This is a genomic window from Candidatus Limnocylindrales bacterium (genome assembly GCA_035559535.1).
In the GTDB taxonomy this organism is placed as follows: Bacteria; Moduliflexota; Moduliflexia; order Moduliflexales; family JAUQPW01; genus JAUQPW01.
Genome location: DATMBG010000037.1, coordinates 98197 through 119671, shown reverse-complemented (window position 1 = coordinate 119671; position 21475 = coordinate 98197). Strand labels below are relative to the sequence as shown.

The 21475-nt window shown below is 45.4% G+C and carries 20 protein-coding genes; 11 read left to right on the top strand and 9 right to left on the bottom strand.

Annotation, left to right across the window (positions count from 1 at the left end):
• Positions 1 to 106 precede the first annotated feature (106 nt).
• From VNM22_13095 to VNM22_13085, 3 genes are all read right to left on the bottom strand, one after another.
• Positions 107 to 1087, bottom strand: a complete 981-nt coding sequence (locus VNM22_13095; GenBank protein HWP48095.1) for an ABC transporter substrate-binding protein — start codon at positions 1085 to 1087, stop codon at positions 107 to 109.
• Between the two features lie 382 nt (positions 1088 to 1469).
• Positions 1470 to 1985 (bottom strand): MoaD family protein, encoded by a 516-nt coding sequence (locus tag VNM22_13090; protein HWP48094.1) that lies wholly within the window; start codon positions 1983 to 1985, stop codon positions 1470 to 1472.
• Between the two features lie 77 nt (positions 1986 to 2062).
• On the bottom strand, positions 2063 to 3322 hold the full coding sequence (locus VNM22_13085; protein ID HWP48093.1) for a threonine synthase: 1260 nt from the start codon (positions 3320 to 3322) through the stop codon (positions 2063 to 2065).
• Positions 3323 to 4240: 918 nt separating this feature from the next.
• Here VNM22_13085 and accC point away from each other — a divergent pair.
• Positions 4241 to 5770, top strand: a complete 1530-nt coding sequence (gene accC / locus VNM22_13080) for an acetyl-CoA carboxylase biotin carboxylase subunit (GenBank protein ID HWP48092.1) — start codon at positions 4241 to 4243, stop codon at positions 5768 to 5770.
• Positions 5771 to 5773: 3 nt separating this feature from the next.
• Positions 5774 to 6283, top strand: a complete 510-nt coding sequence (locus VNM22_13075; GenBank protein HWP48091.1) for a biotin/lipoyl-containing protein — start codon at positions 5774 to 5776, stop codon at positions 6281 to 6283.
• Positions 6284 to 6423: 140 nt separating this feature from the next.
• Here VNM22_13075 and rph read toward each other — a convergent pair whose 3' ends face one another.
• The 4 genes from rph to smpB all read right to left on the bottom strand — a co-directional run bounded on the left by rph (position 6424) and on the right by smpB (position 9899).
• Complete coding sequence (rph, locus tag VNM22_13070) at positions 6424 to 7161, bottom strand: ribonuclease PH (protein HWP48090.1); 738 nt, start codon at positions 7159 to 7161, stop codon at positions 6424 to 6426.
• Between the two features lie 135 nt (positions 7162 to 7296).
• Positions 7297 to 7884, bottom strand: a complete 588-nt coding sequence (locus VNM22_13065) for a GerMN domain-containing protein (GenBank protein ID HWP48089.1) — start codon at positions 7882 to 7884, stop codon at positions 7297 to 7299.
• 10 nt (positions 7885 to 7894) lie between these two features.
• Complete coding sequence (locus VNM22_13060; GenBank protein HWP48088.1) at positions 7895 to 9394, bottom strand: N-acetylmuramoyl-L-alanine amidase; 1500 nt, start codon at positions 9392 to 9394, stop codon at positions 7895 to 7897.
• 46 nt (positions 9395 to 9440) lie between these two features.
• Positions 9441 to 9899, bottom strand: coding sequence for an SsrA-binding protein SmpB (smpB, locus tag VNM22_13055; protein HWP48087.1), 459 nt, complete (start codon positions 9897 to 9899; stop codon positions 9441 to 9443).
• Positions 9900 to 10350: 451 nt separating this feature from the next.
• Here smpB and VNM22_13050 point away from each other — a divergent pair, with 451 nt between their 5' ends.
• Positions 10351 to 10644, top strand: coding sequence for a hypothetical protein (locus VNM22_13050; GenBank protein HWP48086.1), 294 nt, complete (start codon positions 10351 to 10353; stop codon positions 10642 to 10644).
• 14 nt (positions 10645 to 10658) lie between these two features.
• On the opposite strand, the gene VNM22_13045 is transcribed toward VNM22_13050, so the two are convergent.
• Entirely contained in the window at positions 10659 to 12698 is a 2040-nt protein-coding gene (locus VNM22_13045) for a tetratricopeptide repeat protein (protein ID HWP48085.1), read from the bottom strand.
• 201 nt (positions 12699 to 12899) lie between these two features.
• Here VNM22_13045 and mutY point away from each other — a divergent pair, with 201 nt between their 5' ends.
• Complete coding sequence (mutY, locus tag VNM22_13040) at positions 12900 to 13988, top strand: A/G-specific adenine glycosylase (protein HWP48084.1); 1089 nt, start codon at positions 12900 to 12902, stop codon at positions 13986 to 13988.
• Between the two features lie 248 nt (positions 13989 to 14236).
• Positions 14237 to 15292, top strand: a complete 1056-nt coding sequence (locus tag VNM22_13035; GenBank protein HWP48083.1) for an Ldh family oxidoreductase — start codon at positions 14237 to 14239, stop codon at positions 15290 to 15292.
• 172 nt (positions 15293 to 15464) lie between these two features.
• Here the strand turns inward: VNM22_13035 and VNM22_13030 are convergent, their stop codons facing one another.
• On the bottom strand, positions 15465 to 15668 hold the full coding sequence (locus VNM22_13030; GenBank protein HWP48082.1) for a cold-shock protein: 204 nt from the start codon (positions 15666 to 15668) through the stop codon (positions 15465 to 15467).
• Between the two features lie 587 nt (positions 15669 to 16255).
• Here VNM22_13030 and VNM22_13025 point away from each other — a divergent pair.
• The 6 genes from VNM22_13025 to VNM22_13000 all read left to right on the top strand — a co-directional run bounded on the left by VNM22_13025 (position 16256) and on the right by VNM22_13000 (position 21313).
• Positions 16256 to 16594, top strand: coding sequence for a hypothetical protein (locus VNM22_13025; GenBank protein HWP48081.1), 339 nt, complete (start codon positions 16256 to 16258; stop codon positions 16592 to 16594).
• Between the two features lie 59 nt (positions 16595 to 16653).
• Positions 16654 to 17655: an ABC transporter substrate-binding protein gene (locus VNM22_13020; protein HWP48080.1), complete on the top strand. Its 1002-nt coding sequence runs from the start codon at positions 16654 to 16656 to the stop codon at positions 17653 to 17655.
• A 4-nt stretch (positions 17656 to 17659) separates the two neighbouring features.
• On the top strand, positions 17660 to 18463 hold the full coding sequence (locus tag VNM22_13015) for an ABC transporter ATP-binding protein (GenBank protein HWP48079.1): 804 nt from the start codon (positions 17660 to 17662) through the stop codon (positions 18461 to 18463).
• Positions 18464 to 18682: 219 nt separating this feature from the next.
• Entirely contained in the window at positions 18683 to 19381 is a 699-nt protein-coding gene (locus VNM22_13010; protein HWP48078.1) for an ABC transporter permease, read from the top strand.
• Positions 19382 to 19521: 140 nt separating this feature from the next.
• A complete protein-coding gene (locus VNM22_13005) occupies positions 19522 to 20289 on the top strand; it encodes an ABC transporter permease (GenBank protein HWP48077.1) in 768 nt (255 codons plus the stop codon).
• A 166-nt stretch (positions 20290 to 20455) separates the two neighbouring features.
• Complete coding sequence (locus tag VNM22_13000) at positions 20456 to 21313, top strand: cyclase family protein (protein ID HWP48076.1); 858 nt, start codon at positions 20456 to 20458, stop codon at positions 21311 to 21313.
• Positions 21314 to 21475 lie beyond the last annotated feature (162 nt).

Sequence of the window (21475 nt, the reverse complement as noted above, 5' to 3'; positions counted from 1 at the left end):
CCGGGGGTAGTAGACAATGGGCGGTGGATCCACAGGGGGAGAAGGGACCAATAGACCCCTCAGGACCTTCCCTTTTTAAGACTTATGATCCACTGCCCATTATCCCCTATTTGGAATAGATATACTGCTGCATCTCAGGGTCATTCACGTTTTCTTTGGTAAAGAACTGGAAACCGGGGACGACCCTTTTATTAGGAATCGGAGTCTTATCCTTAAAATACTTATAACCCCATTCCACTGCCAGGCTACCTATTTCAGCCGGGAGTTGTGCCAGTACCAGATCCACCTGACCTTTTTTGAGAGCATTGATCAAATCCTGGGTAGCATCCCAGGAAGCGATCTTTACGGTACCTGTCAGGCCTGCATTGACCACAGCCTGATAAACCCCCTGGGCGCTGAACAGATTAGTTCCGAAGATCCCTACAATATCTGGATTAGCCTGAAGCTTGGCTAAAGTTTGAGCCTGGGCCTTTTCCTGACTATCTAGATTGTAATCTATTCCTACCAGCTCAATGTTGGGATATTTTTTGATCCCTTCCTTAAACCCTTCGACCCGATCCCTTACACTGGAGACGTCGGGATTTGTGGTATTAATATAGACCTTCCCCTTTTCACCGATCATTTTGGCCAGCCGTTCGGCAACCTGGATGCCGCCCAATTTATTGTCTGTTCCAATATAAGCCAGAGGGAAGCTATAATTACTTTCCTTGGTATAATCCCCATCTCCGATGAAGGTATCCACGGTAATGATCTCGATCCCCTGATCGTGGATTTTTTTAAGGACCGGAATCAACGCCTCGGTGGAGGTCGGAGCGGTCATAATCAAATCGATATCTCCACGGGCCGCAACCGCTTCCAGGATAGGAACCTGCACTTCCGGTCCCCAGGCTTTTGGATACTCTGAAACAACCAGATCAACCCCTAATTCCTGAGCCTTTTTTCGGATTCCTTTTTCCATGGTGAAGTAAAAGGGGTCTGCTACTCCGGCTACAAAGGCAAATTTTAATTTTTTCTCTGCCGCCAAACCATCACTTATCACAGAACTTACTAAAAGCCCACAAAGCAAACTTAAAATAACTCGTCTCATGCCTTTCCTCCTTTAAAGTTATACTTAAATGGGGTGAGGAAGTAAGTAGAAAAGTTAATGAAGAACGATGAATACCCTTTCCCATTGAAATGCCCCATCACCTGTAAGGACAATCCCAGAGGGCCTATCCTCTCTCCCCTCACGCTCCCTCTTTGGAGGTTTCAGGAGAGGGAAATGGGAGGTAAGGTCAGGATCATCCTGTCTGATCAGGTCCTATTTTCGTGGTGAAGGGATATAACTCTTTCATAAACAGACAAGATAGGAATGTCAAGCAGAAAAAATTTATCTTCGAGGTAAGGAGAAGGGGAGAAGGGGAGAAGGAGAGAATTTCACGAATTGGGAGGATAAAATTCGTGAAATTCAGGGAATGGTTGGTTAAAAATTACTCGATTACATCCATCTCGATAGGTTCTACCTTCACCCCCTGTTCCTGGAAGTAGGCAATGGCTTTCTTAATTTCCTCTCGTTCACCTTCCAGCTCCAGAGCTACAAGTCCGATTTCATCGGAAACGCTGGCCTGACGGATGTTGGTAACCACTTCAAATTTATGTCCTACCCGATAAATCAACGGCTCTTTAACCAACTCCTTAGGAAAAGTTAAATAAACCCGTCTTTTTTCTATAGCACCTCCGGCAATGGCCGGTACAATCGAGACCACATCTCCGTCTTTTACCTCGGTTTCCATATTTTTAAGGAACCGAATATCTTCCTCCCGAACGTAGATATTTACAAACCTACGTATGGCTCCTTTTTCATCGCAGATCCGCTCCTTGAGCCCTGGATAGGACTTTTCCAGATTGTCGATAACTTCAGAAATGGTGCTTCCTTGAACTTCAACTTCGGCGTTTCCCCCGGCTAATTTCCTTAAAGGCGTTGGAATTCTGACAATCACGCTCATAACTCTTTGAGGATAGAAGATCAAGCAGGGAAGATAGTTCCTACAGGCTTTATCCTCGACCTTTGATCTTCTATCTTTTATTCTTCGTGGTTAATGGATTTTCTGCCCCCTTTTTCTTTATAAAGGGCATCAAATTGGGAGAGCTTAGCTTCAATGACGATGGGTTTACCCACACGATCTATGACCACCTCCTGGGTTTTTAGACCATTTCCTGTAATGGAGACCACAATGGATTCATCTCGGGGAATGACTCCCTGGTCCAGGAGTTTCTTGGTCACCCCCAATGTGACGCCACCGGCAGTTTCTGTGAAAATTCCTTCGGTTTCAGCTAAAAGTTTCATGGCCTGGATGATTTCTTCATCGGATACATCCTCGGCCCAGCCGCCACTTTCTCGGATTACTCCCATGGCATAAAAGCCATCGGCGGGATTACCGATAGCCAGGGATTTGGCAATGGTAGACGGTTTAACAGGGGTAATCAGCTCGCTTTTCTTCTTAACGGCAGTCACAATAGGTGCACACCCCGTCGCCTGGGCGCCATAAACTTTAGTATCCACCTCGGAAACAAAACCCAGCTTTTCCAGCTCCTTAAAGGCTTTCCAGACCTTGGTAATGAGAGATCCACCTGCCATGGGAACCACGATATGTTTGGGAACCTTCCACCCCAGTTGTTCGGCAATTTCGTAGCCAAAGGTTTTAGAACCTTCAGCATAGTAAGGGCGCAGGTTGATGTTGACGAAGGCCCAACCGTATTTACCGGCAATCTCGCTACACAGGCGGTTGACTTCATCGTAGCTTCCCCTGATGCCTACTAAATTGGTCCCGTAGATCATGGTTCCAAGAACTTTTCCCTGCTCCAGGTCATAGGGGATAAAAACAAAGCTACGAAGGCTACTGGCTGCTGCAATGGCTGCCACTGAATTCGCCAGATTTCCGGTAGATGCACAGGCAACGGTATCAAAGCCGAACTCTTTGGCCTTGGACAAGGCTACCGATACAACCCGATCTTTGAAGGAGAGGGTCGGATAATTGGCCGCATCATTTTTAAGATAAAGTTCAGAAACTCCCAGAGCCTGAGCCAGGTTATGGGCACGAATTAACGGCGTAAATCCGATATCGATACCGATTCCGCTGTCTTTTTCTAAAGGGAGGAGCTCCTTATACCGCCACATGTTCTTCTGCCGCTCGGCAATTTTCTCCTTACTGATATTCCGTTTGATCTCTTCATAATTATAAACAACTTCCAATGGTCCGAAACAAAACTCGCAGACATGTAAGGGTTCCTTAGGATATTCTCGCCCACATTCCCGACACTTTAATCCACGTACGTAACTCATCGGTCCGCTATCCATTGTCCTTTGTCCGTTGTCTGCTGTTCCTTGCAACGGACACTGAACAATTTATAAAATTAAGCAATACAGACACCTCTACCGCTTTCCACGGTTTAAAAGGAGGATCATCCCAGAAACGCTTATATCGGTAAGTTCCCTTCGGTCATCCTGTAGGGTTAAAGAATTCTGTCATTTCCATAAGTTTCTTGGGAAAATCTATCTATTCTGGATAAGGATTTATGTGAAAACTAATATTCCCGGTCTGAATTGTCAAGAAAATAAAGATCTCTCTCAGGGAGAAAGATGTCTTAGAAACTGAGACATCAAACAATTATTTAATAAAAAATAACTTGTAGGTCTCTATAGCTCTTTTATTGTCTCCTTTAGCAAGACAGAAAGAAGGCTTCCCTAAAATAATTTTTTATAAGTTATTGAAAAAAGATCCCTTTTACAAATAAAGTCTCCCTTTGGGAATATAGCATAAAATTTGCTCTGTAAAAAGATACGGTGCTTACCGGGAAGGAGGTGGAAAAGCAACCGTATAGGCTTCATTGAAGAAAACACTTTGTTAGATGGGAAGGAACCCACAAAACGACGGTTAAGGCCGATAAGACCTGGGAAACCCTGACTGAAGGGAAAAGGTCAGCCCCGGCAGGGCAACCTGTCTAACAGGACACGGCCAGGAAGCTTGAAGAAAATTCTGAATTCTGAATCCCTCGACAGGAAGGGCGTGTTAGTTTACCAAGGCCTGGGGGGCCTCTTTCCCACTTTCTGGATTATCTTTATAGAAAAAATTTACTTGAAGCTTTCCAAAGCGTATAGTACTTTGATGACAACTGCACCGTTATTAAAGGCTATTGCCCCGGAATGGGTCTAAGCTTAGGAAGTATCATATCCTGGTTGTAAAGTAGAGGGTTACCGGTCATGTTCAAAAAAATTCTTATTGCCAACCGTGGGGAAATTGCTCTGAGGATTATCAGGGCCTGCAGGGATCTGGAGATTACAACAGTCGCCATTTATTCCGAAGCAGATCGTAAGGCCCTTCACGTACGATATGCCGACGAAGCCTATTGCGTCGGTCCGCCTCCGGCGATTCAGAGCTACCTCAATATAGAAAAAATTCTGGAGATTGCACGAGCGACCAAAGTCGAAGCAATTCATCCGGGATATGGATTCTTATCCGAGAACGCAACCTTTGCTCGAAGATGTGAGGAAGAAGGAGTGGTTTTTATCGGTCCATCCAGTCAGGCTATCCAGGCGATGGGAAATAAAACGGCGGCCAGGAAGATAGCTCTTCAGGAGGGGGTTCCGGTAGTTCCGGGGACAGAAGATGTAATTGAAGACGACCGTATGGCCATGCGCCTGGCCGAAGAGATAGGATTTCCTGTTGTTATCAAGGCGGCTGCGGGGGGCGGCGGAAAAGGTATGCGTATTGTCCGGAACTCCCGGGATATGGAGAGTGCCCTGAGAAGTGCTCGCTCCGAAGCCCGATCTGCCTTTGGGGATCCCTCTGTGTATCTGGAAAAATATATCGAAGAGCCCCGACACATAGAAATTCAGGTTCTGGGGGATAAGTACGGGAAAATGGTTTATCTGGGAGAAAGGGAATGTTCTATCCAGCGTCGACATCAAAAGCTTATCGAAGAATCCCCCTCGGTCATTGTAGATCCAGACCTGCGTCAAAGGATGGGCAAAACAGCAGTAAAAGCAGCCCTGGCCGCAGGGTATTACAACGCCGGAACCCTTGAATTTTTAGTAGATAAGAACAAGAATTTTTATTTCCTGGAGATGAATACCCGATTGCAGGTCGAGCATCCGGTAACCGAAATGGTGACGGGAATCGATCTGGTCAAGGAGCAGCTTAGAATAGCCGCCGGGGAAAGACTCTCCTACTCCCAGGAGGAAATCCGGTTAAACGGGGCTGCCATGGAGTGTCGGATTTACGCTGAAGACCCGGAAAATCACTTTATGCCTTCCCCCGGTAAAATTCTAGTTTTACAACCTCCCCTTGGACCCTGGATCCGGGTTGATAGTGGAACCTTCCAGGGAGATGAGATCTCCGTATATTACGACTCCATGATCGCCAAGTTAATCGTTTGGGGACGTGACCGCCAGGAAGTCCTTCAAAGAATGTCCCGGGCCCTGGATGAATTTAAGGTTCTAGGAATTAAAACTACGATCCCTTTCCACAAAAAGGTGATGAAGAATCCCCACTTTATCGCCGGAAATTTTCATACCCATTTTATCGACTCTCAATTTCTGGATGGCTCAGCCGGGTATCCCCTCCAGGAGGAAACGGATGCCGATGAACTTCGGGATGTCGCGCTAATAGCTGCTTTTTTGGCCTATAAAAACCGAAAAGACTCTTCCCCACTTACTCCTTCAACCGATCGGAATATCTTGAACCCCTGGAAATGGATAGGTCGACAACAGGCGTTAAGACGGGGATTTTAGAGGATGACCCTGGAACTTCTGGTAAACAACCGGATTTATACCCTGGAAATTAAAGAAGCCCAATATTCAGCCGGTTCCACTGGGACAGTTCAGATAGGGGATAAAGAATATGTGGTAGATTACCGGCAACTGGACCCGCTGCTTTATTCTTTGATTATTCAGGGTCGTTCTTACCAGGCCTTTGTCTATAAAGCAGAGGGGAGCTACCTGGTGGACCTGAAAGGAAAAACGTATTCCATTCAGATTTTGGATGAAGCCGGTAAACGACTCAGAATCTCCAGGGCCTCCACCTTACCGGGCCAGCAGATTATTTCTGCCCCCATGTCGGGAAAGGTTATCAAGCTCCTGGTGAAGGTCGGGGACCCGGTGGAAGCAGGTCAGGGGGTGGTGGTGGTGGAAGCCATGAAAATGGAGAATGAACTTCGTGCTTCGACCCGTGGCATTGTGAAAGAAATCAAGGTCTCCGAAGGTATGGCCGTGAATTCCGGTGAACCGCTGGTCGTTTTAGAATAAATCACAGCTCTGTTCCACGTCCAACGAGCCCCCTATGGGGGGAAGAGCCGGTGCAGGTCGTTTTAGAATAAATGGTAATCCCATGCCAGGTTATTTTCTTGTTGGATTCTGACACCAAATCGGCAGGTAACCTTCATCGGTTACAGGGAAGAACCCAACAAACCTTGACCAATGATGCTTCGTTGGATTTGAATCAGCTCCTTCACCCCTTGAGTCCCCAGAGCAATCATCTCGTTCATCTGCTCGGGGGTGAAAGGAGTCTTTTCTGCAGTTCCCTGAATTTCCACAAACTTTCCGCTTCCTGTCATCACAATGTTCATATCCACTTCAGCTTTCGAGTCCTCGGCGTAGTTTAGATCTAACAAGACCTTGCCGTTTACGATACCCACACTGGTTGCAGCAACAAAATCCAGTAAAGGTAGAGAATCTAACTTTCCGGCCTTTCGCAGGGTGGTAAAGGCATCAAACAACGCAATGCAACAACCTGTAATAGAAGCAGTCCGGGTACCCCCATCGGCCTGGATTACATCACAGTCCAGCCAGATAGTACGTTCTCCTAATTTTGTTAGATCCACCACCGCCCTTAACGACCTTCCGATAAGACGCTGAATTTCATGGGTTCTCCCACCTATTTTTCCCTTGGTAATATCCCGGGGAATGCGTGTATCTGAAGACCTGGGTAACATGGCATACTCTGCCGTAATCCATCCTTCCCCCGTATTCTTCAGAAACGGAGGTACTTTATCTTCAATACTGGCCGTACAGATAACTTTGGTATCTCCGACTTCTATCAATACCGATCCCTCGGCATATTTGATATAATTTCGGGTAATCTTAACAGGCCTTAGTTTATTGGGTTGTCGTCCATCAACTCGCATGGATGAATAAATTGTAACTATCCAGCCCCCCATGATCTCACTACCCAGTAGGAGTAGGTTTTAAACCTGCCCCTACCCTGAAGGGATAGAAAACTTTTTTACTCTTCAAGGGCCTTTGGGTTGCTGAATAGTTCCTTAGGTTTTATTTTCAAGCATAAGCATCTGGGAAAAAGGTTTTGTACAGTCTATATGACCGGCCAAAGTTTCAATTTCAGAGCCTTCCACCAATAATTGAACTCCTTTAATTTCCTTAAAATTAAACAGAAGGGTATTTACAATGGCTCCCACCGTCAGGAGCTCTGCCGTCAAACCTCCGATGTGGCTCTGCTGAATTTCACGACTAAAGTCTAAATAAGCGTTTCCCGAAGAATCTATAAACAAACTTTGAAGCCGGGTACCGTCTGGAAGAGGAGTCATCAACCCTTCAGGGGGTTTGCTGAGAAGGTTTTGAACCGCTGCCTTAACCTGCTCAATGAGAGTCAGATCCCCGGGGATCTCTTTTTCTAAAGTTGTTAAAGAACCCCCATCACCGGCAATAAGAAATACAGCTATCTTTTTAGTAGGACCTGACAGCCGGATACCGGCATCCTGGGTCGTCTCATTTCCAATTAAGCTCAAAGAACCAGAGTGACTGGAAAAGTAAAGGAAGTAAAGGGCAAGTCCCAGAGAGAGTATCCCAATTGTCGTCAATACAATCGGTAAAAACCAACGCCGTTCACGCATTTACATAACCTCAGTTCAAACTGACTTGCTCCAGATATCTTTTAAAGTTTACAATCCCATCTGTAATCACCTTAACGATCAGCCTTTGAAAGTCTTCCTGGGTGATTTTTTCTTTATCTACAGGATTGGAAAAATAACCCATTTCAATTTGAACGGCTGGCATTGTGGCTCCTTTTAGAACCAAAAGAGGGGCTTTTTTACTTCTGGCATCTTTAGATTTTGTTTCTTCATTATAAGCCGTGACAATATAATTTGCCAGACGTTCGCTTTTATCTAAATAGGTTTCCTGGGCATGATCCAGGGCTGAGGCCTTAACCAAAAGGGCCTCCGGGTTCGTATTATCTGAGATACCGGGCGCATCCAGGGTATAAACTTCAAACCCTCGGGTATTGGGAGAAAAGCTATTATTCACATGCAGGCTGATAAACAAATCTGCTTTGGTACTGTTGGCTAAGGTCGTCCGTTCGACAGGAGAAAGATTCTCGTTGGCATTCCGGGTTAAAATCACGCGCACTCCTAATCTTCGCCGAATGGATTCGCTCAGCTTTTGGGCCACGGTCAGCGTAATATCTTTTTCCCAAAGGTCGGGACCTAGAGCAATGCCATTATCTCTTCCACCATGTCCGGGGTCTATAATAACGGCCCTTACCGTGGTCGGAGTCTTTGCCTTCGGAAGAATATTCAGAGGATTTAGCGATTCACCTTCCGGAGGCGTTTTCTCTTCTTTTCTTGCCATATTCCCTCCTCCCGGCGTACTATACACATCCACCACAATACGAGGAGGATCGTTCAAGGCAAAGTGATTATAGCTGGCAAATTGCTCCCCTAAATTGATCAAAACCTGAGTAGTCCCATAACTGTTGATAACTTTGACGGTTTTTACCACGTTACTCCCTACTTGAAGGGGATTATTGGGAAGTATAAAACTGGCTTCAGGAAGATCGAGGATGAGAAGGGCTGGAAGTTTCTCGACCACTTTGTAGGCAATGGATTTATTGGTCTGGATAACAATCCGCGTGTAGTCAGTATAAACGGCATGTTGAATGGAAGCAATTTCGATTCGACTGCTACCAATTCTCAGCACCCGCCGGGAAGAATCCCAACTCATCTCTTTATCATACAGAAGGGGAAGAATATTTATGACATAGTCCAGGGGGATCATCAAAATACCTTCTATATATTTTGGGGAATTTTTAAAGGAATAAGAACGCCGCTCAACGATAGCAATGGGTTGATCGGGAGTGATGGAAGCCGTTCTGCCTCGATAACTCAAAAGAATCATCCCGTTGAGGGAATCCCAGTTCCTGCTTAAATTAAAGGCCTGAACTACCTGGTTTAAAGGAATATATTCGACCCCACCTTCAGATAAGGTATAAAGGGTACTCCGGGATCGCCCATCCTCAAAAACGAGTTCCAGTGTATTTGCCTGGGAAGAAGAAGGAACAAATCCAAGCAGAAGAATCAATACAATGCTTAATTTAAGCCGGGTGTATAACATGACCAGAAGCAAGAAATAAGAAATCCTTCTTCTTTATTTCTTGCCTTTCGCCTCTCACCTATCGAAGGCTCTTTTTAAGGGCCCTTTCAACTTCCCGTCGTGCATCTCGCTCCTTCATATCCTCACGCTTATCATAGGCTTTTTTACCTTTAGCCAGGCCCAGCTCTACTTTAGCGATTCCATTTTTAAAGTAGATCTTCAAGGGAATGAGAGTAAAACCTTTTTCGGCCACTTTACCAATGAGCCGACGGATCTCTTTTTTATGGAGCAACAGTTTACGAGGACGGGTCGGATCGTGATTAAATTGGTTCCCGTGGGTATAAGGGCTGATATGACAGTTGACCAGGAACAACTCGCCATCTTTGATCTGGGCATAACTATCCTTTAAGTTAGCTCGTCCTTCTCGAAGGGATTTAACTTCGGTCCCCTGGAGGACAATCCCAGCTTCATAGGTATCCGTTATGAAATAATCATGCCGGGCAGTCTTATTGGTACATACAATTTTTTCTTCGGCCATTTTTTAATTTCCCCGGAGGAATCGCTAAATGCTACATGCATTATATAACCAAAAATGAGATAGTTCAAGGAGTTTTTAGAAAAGGAATCCCGGGAAATTATGTTCTTTCATCGTGAAACGACTTACTTTGACCTCTATCTTTAAGTAAACACCATGAAATTCCGGAAAATGAAGCGAAAGGGATTCCGTTGAAAATGAAAAAGATTTCAGGGTAAGGAAACCCTTCACCTCTCTTTGAGAGGTGTCAAGCCAACTCTCACCCCAGGGTTTGGCTGTCTCCGTAAAATATCGTTCCTAGTCCCTTGGTGGAACACGGTTTGCATCTTTACCAGGGTACTTGGGTAGGACTCAGTGATAAGTTCCGTTAAGAGTACCGGGGGTAGGACTCAGTGATCCTCTTAACAGGTTCCTTGAGTTGGACCAGATCCGTCCGGGAGCAGGTAATATGGATATGAAGGAAGTGATTAAAGCATTTCAGGCAGGGACCTTATCCTTAGAAGAAGCCGCCAAAACAGCCCATATAACCAGAGCGGATTTTTTAGAAGTTCTGGGAAAGTGGCCTGTGTTCTGGATCAGCCAGGATGGATTAACCGCTTACAAAATCGAAGATGTCCAACAAACGTTGGTGGTAAACGGTACAGAAGAAGACTCGGAAATCACCACCACATTAATCGATGCTCTGGCTACTATGCTCCATGAAAAAAGCTGGTTCATCATGGATTGGCGGAAACTTGAGAAGGAATAGAAGAAACAAAAAATCTAATTGCCGACCGAACCGGGAATCTTTCCTTTCCGAAGCAATTCGGTTATTTTAGTCTGTATTTCTGGATTTGGGTCATTTTTTAGAAGATCGATGAGAACAGAAATTCCAGACTCAGCGGCATGGGTTTCTACATAACTGACCAGATAACTCTTAGCTTCCGGCGACAGGGTATCGGGAACTTTGAGTGAAGAAACGTAGGCGCTTAACGCTGATTCTGGATTGCCGGACAATTCGTAGGTTTTACCCAGATAAAAATAAGCCTGGGCATAATTTTTATCCCATTCCAAGGCCTCCTGGAATTTGAGAATAGCCAGTGAATAAGTCTTTTTTTCCAGGCAGCGAATGCCTCCTTCCACCGCTCTAGAAATTTTTTCAAGACCCGGAAGTCCCAGGAGTTGTTGGTAAGGCCTGGCCTCATCAATCCGATTCAGATCTTGATAAGTCTTAACCAACTCTTCCAAAACCTCTTTATTTCTGGATTGTAAAATAAAGGCCCGCTGATAAGCCTCCAGGGCAAGCTGATGGAATTGCTGCTCCCGATACATTTTGCCCATGGCCATATAATAGTTAAACTTATTACGATCCAGTTCCAGCCCCCTCTGATAACTGCTCTTAACCAATTCGAATTTGCGCTGTTTCAGGTAAGTACCTCCCAATTTATAATGGTAACTAGCCGATTGAGGACTCAACTGGATGGCTTTCTGATACATCTGGGTCGCCGTTTTATAATCCCCTTTTCCGAAATAGCTATCCCCTAAATTGGCATACCCCAGGGCTTCATAGGGATTAAATTCTGTGGCTTGAGTCAGGTACCAGATGGCATTATCATAATTACCCAGGGTATTAAAGAGTTCTCCTAATCTATTAAGAATCTGGAAATGTCGGGGTCTTACCTCCAGGAGTTGTTGATAAATCTGAAGGGCTCCGACATAATCCTTGACTCCTTTGTAGGCTGTTGCCAGATTAATTTTTAAACGTAGATGTTCTGGATTCAGTTCAAGCCCTTTACGGGCATAGGTCAGGGTTTCTTCGTAAAGTTCAAGATCTGCTAAAAGAGTCGTTAAATCGGCATACGCCCGGACTAAAGTAGGATTTAAATCCAGTGCTTTTTTAAGATGTTCATAGGCCACTCCATAGTTGTCTCCCTTCGCCAGAACCAGGCTTCCCAGAACATATTGAGAATCTGCATCTTCAGGTTTTAATTCTAAGGCCTTTTTTATCATTTTCTCGGATTCATCATACTGATGATGGTACTTCAGAAGGTCTGCAATAACCCGATACCCTTCAACCTGGTTGGACGCCAGACCGAGGGCTTTTTTTGCCAACTGATAGCCCTTTTCTAAAAGTTCTGTATCTTCCCGGTTTTGTCCCCAGGCTACATAATTTTCCGCCAAGGCAGCAAGAAATAGGGGATTATGGATATCTAAGGATATCCCTTTGATATAATAAGTTTCTGCCCGGGCGTAGCCGTCTTCGTTGTCCAACAAAAAATATTGTCGCCCCTTCTCGTAGTAACCTTGTGCCGTTAAGCCTTCTTCAACACCAAATTTTTTTGCTAATCCCATTCCATTTCTTTGGATATCCAGACGTTTCATTTGTATCCCTATCCAAATCCATTTTGAGAGGTCGTAAAGCCCATAAAAAAGAAGTCCGGTTAACAAGGCCATAAGGAGAACGAGAAAGAATTTAAATTTTTTAGACCTTGTCTGAGTCCGGTCCTTGAGATTTCTCTGGGTTGATCGCACCGATGAAGCTGTGTCTTGGGTTTGCCGGCTCTGGGTTAAGTTGAAACCTTCTCTGGATTCTGGGTCCTGCTCTGTTAAATTGGGAAAAGGAGGAATCTTTTCTTTTGAAGGGAATTCCGAAGTCAGTGGTTTTTTTGAAAAAGTGAAGATATATTGACATTTTAAGCACCGGGTTTTGAGTGGGCGATCTGAAGAACGGGTCTTATCCCATGGAATTTTCTCAGAAGGAACCCGATACCTGGTTTGACAATGAGGACAGATAATGGAAATAAATAATTTAGAACTCAACATAGTTCTTGTTTATTTTTCCTTAAAAGACCAGATGGAAACCATCCCCCACAATTTACTAACGTTAGTTCTTCTTTTATCATGTTCTTTAACACTTGTCAAATGAAAAAACCTGAAGGCTACAGAATTCAGGAAGCCAGAGTCGGAGTCAGAACGACCTTTGGCTTCCGATCCTTGAATTCTAACTCCTGAATTCTGATGGTTATGGGGATTTCCTCAGAACTCAAACAAAATTTTCAACAAAATCTTTTAACCTGGTTTCAAGATCAGAAACGAGATCTTCCCTGGCGTCGAACCCAAGATCCTTATCAGATTTGGGTATCTGAAGTTATGCTACAACAAACCCAGGTGGATCAGGTTCTTCCTTACTTTTACCGATTTATTGAAGCCTTTCCAACGGTGGAAGCCCTGGCTCGGGCTTCTCTTTCTAAGGTTTTAAAGGTTTGGGAAGGAATGGGGTACTATGCCCGGGCTCGAAATCTTCACAAAGCTGCTCAGCGAATTGTAGAAGATTATGGGGGAAAAATTCCAGATACGTTTAAAGAGTTATCCCAACTGCCGGGAATCGGTCCCTATACAGTCCGGGCTATTCTGAGCATTGCCTACCATCAAGATTATCCGGTTTTAGATGGAAATGTGATTCGCGTCCTTTGTCGGGTCTTTCATATCGATAAAGATCCCAGATCTGGGGGGGTTAAAAGGGAGTTGCTTCAACTGGCAGGAGAACTTCTGCCACCTGGCAAGGCCGGTATTTTTAATCAAGCTCTCATGGAATTAGGGGCCTTAGTTTGTAGGCCCCAAGGACCCATTTGTCTTCTCTGTCCTTTGAGATCTTTATGCCAGGCTCGGGCGTCAGGAGATCCCACTGCCCTACCGGTAAAAGCCCCCAAAAAAACCCTTCCCCATTATCATATTTGCGTAGGAATTATCTGGAAGGATCGTCAAGTTCTTATTGCCTTGCGTCCCCTGGAGGGGCTTTTAGGGGGACTTTGGGAATTTCCGGGTGGTAAGCTCCAGGAAGGGGAATCTTTGGAAGCGTGTGTAGTGCGGGAAGTACGCGAAGAACTTGGGATTGAGGTCAAAGTTGACAAACCGTTTATGGTGGTCCGGCATGCTTATACCCATTTTCGAATTACGTTGCATAGTTTTCATTGTACTTACCTTTCGGGGGACCCCAAGCCCCTGGGATGTATAGACTGGAAATGGGTTTCGCCAGATGATTTACCCCGGTATGCCTTTCCAAAAGCCAATAAAAAGATTTTGGAAAAATTATTAGATAAAAGTGGGCAGTAGGCGATGGGCAGTGAGTAGTAGGAGACCGGTCCCTCACGGAAGAGGAATCTTTTCTTCCCTGGTTGAACCTCAAGGCTGCCGACTTAACCCTTCATGTTCGTGAATCGGTAGTTGATACGACCGGTAAGACGAATCCACGATTCTTCGGGTCGAAAATGTCATTCCGTTCTGCAACCTCAGGTTAACGTTCCGGTCATCGACCCCTCTCACAGGCTGACTGTCCACCACCCACTATGCCCTGTTAAGCCATGCCTAGATTTACTGCAGAACAGCTCAAGCAACTTGGAAGGGATATTTTTAAAGCCAGTGGAGCTTCAGAGGAAGAAGCCACCCTTGTTATGGAGGCACTTGTTTCCGCTAACCTGGCGGGTCATGATTCCCATGGGGTTATTCGGATCAGCCAATACGTTCAGGCTATTCGGAAGGGACAGTTGATTCCAGGAGCCAAATTTGAGGTAGTCCGGGAGACGCCTTCTACAGCCCTGGTAAATGGTAATTGGGGATTTGGTATGGTGATTGCGCGAAAGGCAATGGAGCTGGCTATTGAAAAAGCCAGGACTCATAAAATCAGTGCCGTAGGGGTTTTTAACTCTAACCATGTGGGACGCTTAGGGGATTACTGTCTCATGGCTGCTCAACAAGACCTGATAGGTATTTGTATGGTTAATGCCTGCGGTAAGGCTCAAAATGTAGCCCCTTTCGGAGGGCGGGCCCCGCGATTGGCCACGAATCCCATAGCCATTGCAGTTCCTTCTAAAGGAGAAATTCCCCTTGTCCTGGACATTGCTACCAGTACCGTCTCTCAAGGAAAAATCCGGGTTAAGGTGAATCGGAAAGAGCCGGTTCCGCAAGGATGGTTGATCGACCCTGAAGGGAATCCTTCGACGGACCCGGAGGTTTTATATAAAACGCCTCCCGGAGCTCTGCTTCCCCTGGGAGGTTCCGTCGGTTACAAAGGGTTTGGTCTGGCTTTTATGATTGAAATCTTCTCGGGAATCCTGACTACAGCCGGATATTCTCGAGAGGATGCCCGTCGTCTGGGTAATGGGACTTTTCTTATTGTAATTGATGTCGAAAACTTTGTCCCCATCTCCATTTTTAAAGATCAGGTGGCCGATTTGATTCGATATATAAAAACCTGTCCTCCGATGCCGGGGTTTGAAGAAGTACTGGTCCCCGGTGAACCGGAGCTCAAGGAGACCCAACGCCGACAAAAAGAAGGGATTTTTGTGGAAGAAGAGACCTGGAATCAAATTTTAACTATCGCCCGAGAGCTTCAGGTACCCGTTCCCTTTCAAACCTGATACTTTAGATCGAAAGGCCCTAAGGACTCAAAACCCCCTTCAGGCTGAATCCTGGATGAACTCCGGACAGGCTCCCATGAGTCGGCCCCACAACCCGGATCCTGAATCAACATAAATAAAAAACCCCTTGGGTATTACCCAAGGGGTTTTTCACTGTCCTATAATAGATCTATTATAGCTTTACAACCTTGGCTGCTTGGATCCCTTTCGGACCATTCTGAAGTTCAAATTCAACTTTCTGCCCTTCAGCTAAAGTCCTGAATCCATCACCCAGGATAGCCGAAAAATGAACAAATACATCTTGCCCATTCTCCTGTTCAATGAACCCAAAACCTTTCTTTTCATTGAACCATTTAACTTTACCCGTTTGCCTCAAAGAATCTATCCTCCTTTTTCAGTTAGTTTGCTTTCATAGCAGCCTTCATCTTTAGGAATAAAAAACTGGTCTCGCTTCTTTTTCTAAAAATAAAAACTTACCATCACAAACTAACAACTTACTCTTAAGATAAACAAACAGTAATATAATACGCTTAAAAGGATTTTTGTCAATACCCTTATTTAAAAAAGTATCCGTATCCATTTAGTAGGTTAAAAAAAACACTCCCCCCTCCAGGGGGGAGGGGAGGTGTTCAGACAGAAAAAGTGACACCTACTAAATTGGTATAGTTGCTTTAAAAAATCTTAAAATTTTAACCTTTCCAGTGGGAAAACAGGTTATAGACCAGAATGTCAGGCCGGGTCGTCCGCGAGGCAAAAAAGTATTTCCTCCTACAAAAGATTCCTGGTAATAATTTGTTGTCAAATCCTAAAAGGTTAACCTATTCTATCATTTAGAAAAGTCAATTTGCATGTTAATTTTCAGTTTTTGTATTGACAGAATAAAACCCATTGGGTTATGTTCGATAAATCGATTCCTAATAATTCATAGGAAGAAGAAAGAAGCTATTAGAATCGAGAATGAGAATGGACATCGAAAAGGTTATTAACAGAAAGGTGCTCATTGTTTTATTTTCCCATGAAGGGTTAGAAAAAGCTGGAATTACAGATCGGAATTTCTACGCCAAATTAGTCGGCTATGACCAAATTGGCTTATGGATTGAGAATCCCAAGTTTGAGGTGATAAACGTGCGGAGGGAAGACGGATCTCTCATTCCCGTCTCGGAACGTCAGAAAGAAACTCATATTGCGGAAGTTTTAATTCCATGGGGAAATGTCAAATCCATTGTTTACTTCCCCTATCGAAAAGGATTTAATCTTGAAGAAGATGGAATTACGAATTTAGATCAGGGAACCTACTTATAGTGAGGTAGTTGTAGGGTCAAGGGTAAAATCTACGCGCTTTTCCGGAGGCCTTTGAAAACATGAAAGTGGCTCAAAAACTCTTTGAATTTTGCTGGAGAGTGGCTATTTCCGCTTGGATTTTGGGATCTATTATCCCTTCAAATCTTTTTGCTCAGGAACTCAAAAAGATCACGTTAGGACTTGGAGTAGCTAAAGATTTTGGTTTTCGCATTCCTGCCGAAGTTGCTTTGGATCAAGGCTTCTGGAAGAGGGAAGGCTTAGACGTAGAAGTGGTATCGTTTCGTGGGGGAAGCGAAGTTGTCGTGGCTATGGCCTCTAAGAGCGTCGATTTTGGAGCCATAACCGGAGTCGACGCCGGTAATGCCATCTCCAAGAAAATCCCCATTACGGCAGTATCTTCCATTATATCCCCCTTAACAACCATGATGGTACTGGTGGCTCCTCAATCCGGTATTCAATCTGTTCAGGATTTGCTGGGAAAATCTATTGGAGTAACCCGCCATGGAGCCTTAACGGATTACTTAGTCAGAACATTAGCCAGGCAACAGGGTTGGGATCCTAAAACGGGAATAAACATCCTGGCGCTGGGCGGATTTAAAGAACAGGTAGCAGCCCTTACTACCGGTCAAAGCCAGGGTTTTGTATGGAGTGCCGATGGGGGTTTTCAATTGGTAGAAGAAGGAAAGGCCAAAATCTTACTTACCTTTGATACGGTCATTCCCGATTTCAATTTCGAAGTGCTCTTTGCTCAAAACGAGACGATTCAGAACGATCCCCAACTGGTTCAGCGTTTTCTGAGAGGGTGGTACCGGGCCGTTCGGTACATCAAAGAAAATAAAGACTACACTATAAAAATGATGATGCAAAAACTAGAACTTCCGGAGACCGTAGCGGTCAGATCCTATGAACTTCAAGCACCTTTACTCTCTCCCGACGGAACCTGGAATCTGAAAGGCTGGGAAGCTGTAGCAGTCTCTCTTCCAGATCTGGGCTTTTCCAAAACGGTTCCAGAACCTCACACACTTTATTCAAGCCAGTTTATACCGGTAAAAATAGATTAAGAACATGAGTCAGGAGGCTTTCATCGATTTACAAAACATTTCAGTAACCTATCTCTCACGTACCCTGGCTCCGGTTTCTGCGTTAGAAAATTTTAATTTGACGGTCAAGGAAGGAGAATTTTTGACCATCATAGGACCCAGTGGTTGTGGAAAGTCCACCCTCCTCCATATTTTGGCTGGACTCCAGAGACCTACCCAGGGAGAAGTTCTTATCGAGGGGGAAAGGATCGAAACTCCCCGGCCGGACAAAGTCGCCATGGTTTTTCAAGAATATACCCTCTTTCCCTGGCGAACCGTGTTAGAGAATGTAGAAGTTGGACTTGAATTTAAAGGGATTTCTAAGCAGGAACGGCGAGAAAAGGCCTTGGAGAAAATTAAACTGGTTGGGCTCCAGGGATTTGAAACCCGATATCCCCATGAGCTATCCGGAGGAATGAAACAAAGGGTTGCCATCGCCCGCGCCTTAACCATCGATCCTGAGATACTTTTGATGGATGAACCCTTTGGAGCTCTGGACGAACAGACCCGCCTGGTTTTGGGAGAGGAACTCATGAGAATCTGGGAAGAAACCCGAAAGACCATTATCTTTGTTACCCATAGTCTTTCAGAAGCCGTGTATCTTTCCGATCGAATTGTGGTGATGACGGCCCGTCCGGGGCGGATCAAAGAGGTTTTAAAGGTCGATTTCCCACATCCAAGACGTCCGGAGATTATGACCACCGATGCCTTTGAAGATCTTCGGATTCAATTGTTAAAAAATCTCTATGAAGAATCCAAGAAGGCAGTACTCCAGGAAAATAAGGCCTGATTCAGCGATTCTTTTGAGCTGCAGGTTACGAACTTCTCTATGAACCCTTGAAACACGAGAACAAAGCCTCATGCAAGCTGTCCTTGCGAGAACCCTTGGGTAAAGCTCAGGGTTAACTCTGGCAGGTTATTTCGGCCTCTTTCTGACTCGCAATGACAGTGACCCGGTGCTATTTCCGGTCAGAAAGTAAAGATTATACTTGTCAGTTTATGGGGACTTTTGCTGGCTTTTTGGGGAATAGCCACGGCCTATGAATGGGTTCTACCGGCCCTGCTTCCTCCACCTGTCGAGGTTTTGAAAACCTTTGTGGGACTGTTCAGGGAGGGAGATATTTATATCCACCTGGCCGTTACCTTGCGAGAGATCCTCCTGGCTTACTTAATTGCCGTTCTGATAGGAACTTTCCTGGGGTTCCTGTTAGGCGGAATCCCCTATTTGGGTGAGATCTTTGAACCCCTTTTGGTAGCCATCTCGACGGTTCCCATTGTAATTCTATATCCCTTTAGTGTTCTATTTTTTGGAATCGGCTCTGCCTCTAAAATCGCCTTTGCAGCCTTATCCGGTTTTTTCCCTGTGGTGATCAACACAACCTGGGGGGTTCGTACGGTTAACCCGGAGTTTATCAAGGCTGCTAAATCTATGGGGGCCGGACCTCACCAGCTCTTTTTTAAAGTTATCTTTCCTGCCGCTCTTCCGACCATGATCTCAGGATTTCGGATCGGAATGGTTTTTGTCTTGCTGGCAGTCATAGGCGGAGAATTTATCAGTGCCAAAGCCGGGATCGGTTACAAAATTGCCCAGGCCTCGGACATGCTGGATACCCCTCTATTGTTCAGTTATATCTGGGTGGTTTTGATCCTGGCTGCAGGTATTAATATGCTATTATCCCTGATGGAGCGAAAATTCAATATCCCTTAGGAGGGCAAAGACCCGGTATTAGAATTTGGAAAAACAATGTTCCCTCCCCGAAGAGCCCGAGGAACATGAAACGTATCGCCCTATCGCTTCCATTCTTATACGCGACCCGTTCTTCGGCTCCTTCGTGGTTTGAATGACCCTTGCCGAAAAAATGGATTTTTACCCTGCGAATGCTGGTAATAGGCACCGGTTTACTGGCCTGGGAACTGACCTGCAGAGCAGGGTATATCGATCGATTATTTCTGGTACCCCCCAGTGAGATTTTGCAGAAGACCTGGGTTCTGCTCGCGAGATCAGATATTCATGCAGCCTTTGCCATCACGGCTTATGAAATTGTGGTGGCTTTTGCATTGGCAGCCGGCATAGCCATACCTATGGGCCTTCTGATCGGACTTAAAAATAAAATTTACCAGTTTTTTAGTCCGATTATTCTGATCCTTTTCGCCATTCCCCAGGTAACTATTTACTATCTCTTTGTCCTCTGGTTTGGTATTGGAGCAGCCTCTAAAATTGCGTTTGGATTTACCCATGGATTTTTTCCCATTATACTGAATACCATGGCCGGTGTTCGAGGGGTTGATCCATCGCTTCTCCTGGCCAGTCGATCCATGGGTGCCAGTCGGCTTCAACTTTTCAGTAAAGTGATAGTTCCATGGATGCTCCCAACCCTGATCACCGGGCTCCGATTGGGGATGAACTTTACCCTTCTAGGGGTATTCCTGGCAGAACTGGTAGTTTCTCAAAAAGGTCTCGGGACTTTAATCATTGTTCTTACCAGCAGTTTTGAAACGGCAAGTTTGTATAGCCTGGTAGGTCTTATCTGTGTATTGGCCATTGTAATAAACGAAAGTCTCCGGATGTTAGAAAAACGTCTGGGTCGGTGGCGACCTGAGAAGGTCGCTGTGTGAGGGCGTTACTACTAAAGAGTGTGGGAGTATGGGGGTATGGGAGCAGGAGGGTATGGGGATGTGGAAGTATGAGAGTATACATTGACATACCGATACTTCCACACTCCCGTACCTCCATACCTTCATACCTCCATACCCCACACTCCCCTGCAGGAGGGTTGAGAGGATGACTAACAAACTACCTTATATTATTTCTGCCGTTACCTTAATTTTAGCCCTGGCCACCTGGGCCGGTTCCAACCCGGGAGTAGACCTTAATCAGCTTGCCCAGGCCATTGTCAAGAAAGATATCCTGGTTCTGGATATGTCCCATGCTCTCAATGAAAAGATACCGGTTATTCAACTTCCACCTCCCCTGGCCAATAGTCCCGGCTACACAAGCCATTTGATTTCCAAGTATGACGAGAAGGGTCCTGCCTGGTATTGGAACTGGATTGAAGTGGGAGAACATACCGGAACCCATTTCGATGCGCCCTGCCACTGGATCACAGGCAAAGACAAAGCCTGCGTAGATAAAGTTCCGGTAGATCAGTTGATTTCTCAAGCGGTTGTTATCGACGTGGTCGAAAAAGCCAAAGCAAATCCGAATTATCTTTTAACGAAGCAGGATGTTCTGGACTGGGAGAAGAAAAACGGTAAAGTTCCGGAAAACGCTGTGGTTATCATGAAAACAGGCTGGGGAGATCTGCAATCTGATGCTAAAAAATTTCTGGGTTTAGATCCCGACGGAAAACCTAAATGGCCCGGGTTCTCCATGGAAGTATCTGAATTCCTCGTAAAAGAACGGAATGTAAACGGGATTGGAACGGAGGCCGTGGGACTGGATGCAGGTAATGCCGCTTCTTTTAATCCACCTTTTCCGGCCCACTATGTGATGCTGGGAGCCGGGAAGTATATGTTAACAAGCCTGGCCAATGTAGACAAGCTACCCGCTAAGGGAGCCCTGCTCATCGCCATGCCTATGAAACTGGAAGGGGGATCGGGAAGTCCGGTAAGGGTTCTGGCCCTGGTACCTAAGGGATAAACTTTACTTAACCCGGGGCACGTGGCTACAGGCCCCTGGTAATCCTTAATGGCATTAAGTTAAGGATGGAAGCCCCTACGAAAGACACCCCTACCCTAATCCTTCCCCGCTTCGCAGGAGAGGGAACTTTGACCGCGGCGTTCCTTCCCCCCCCGTGGACGG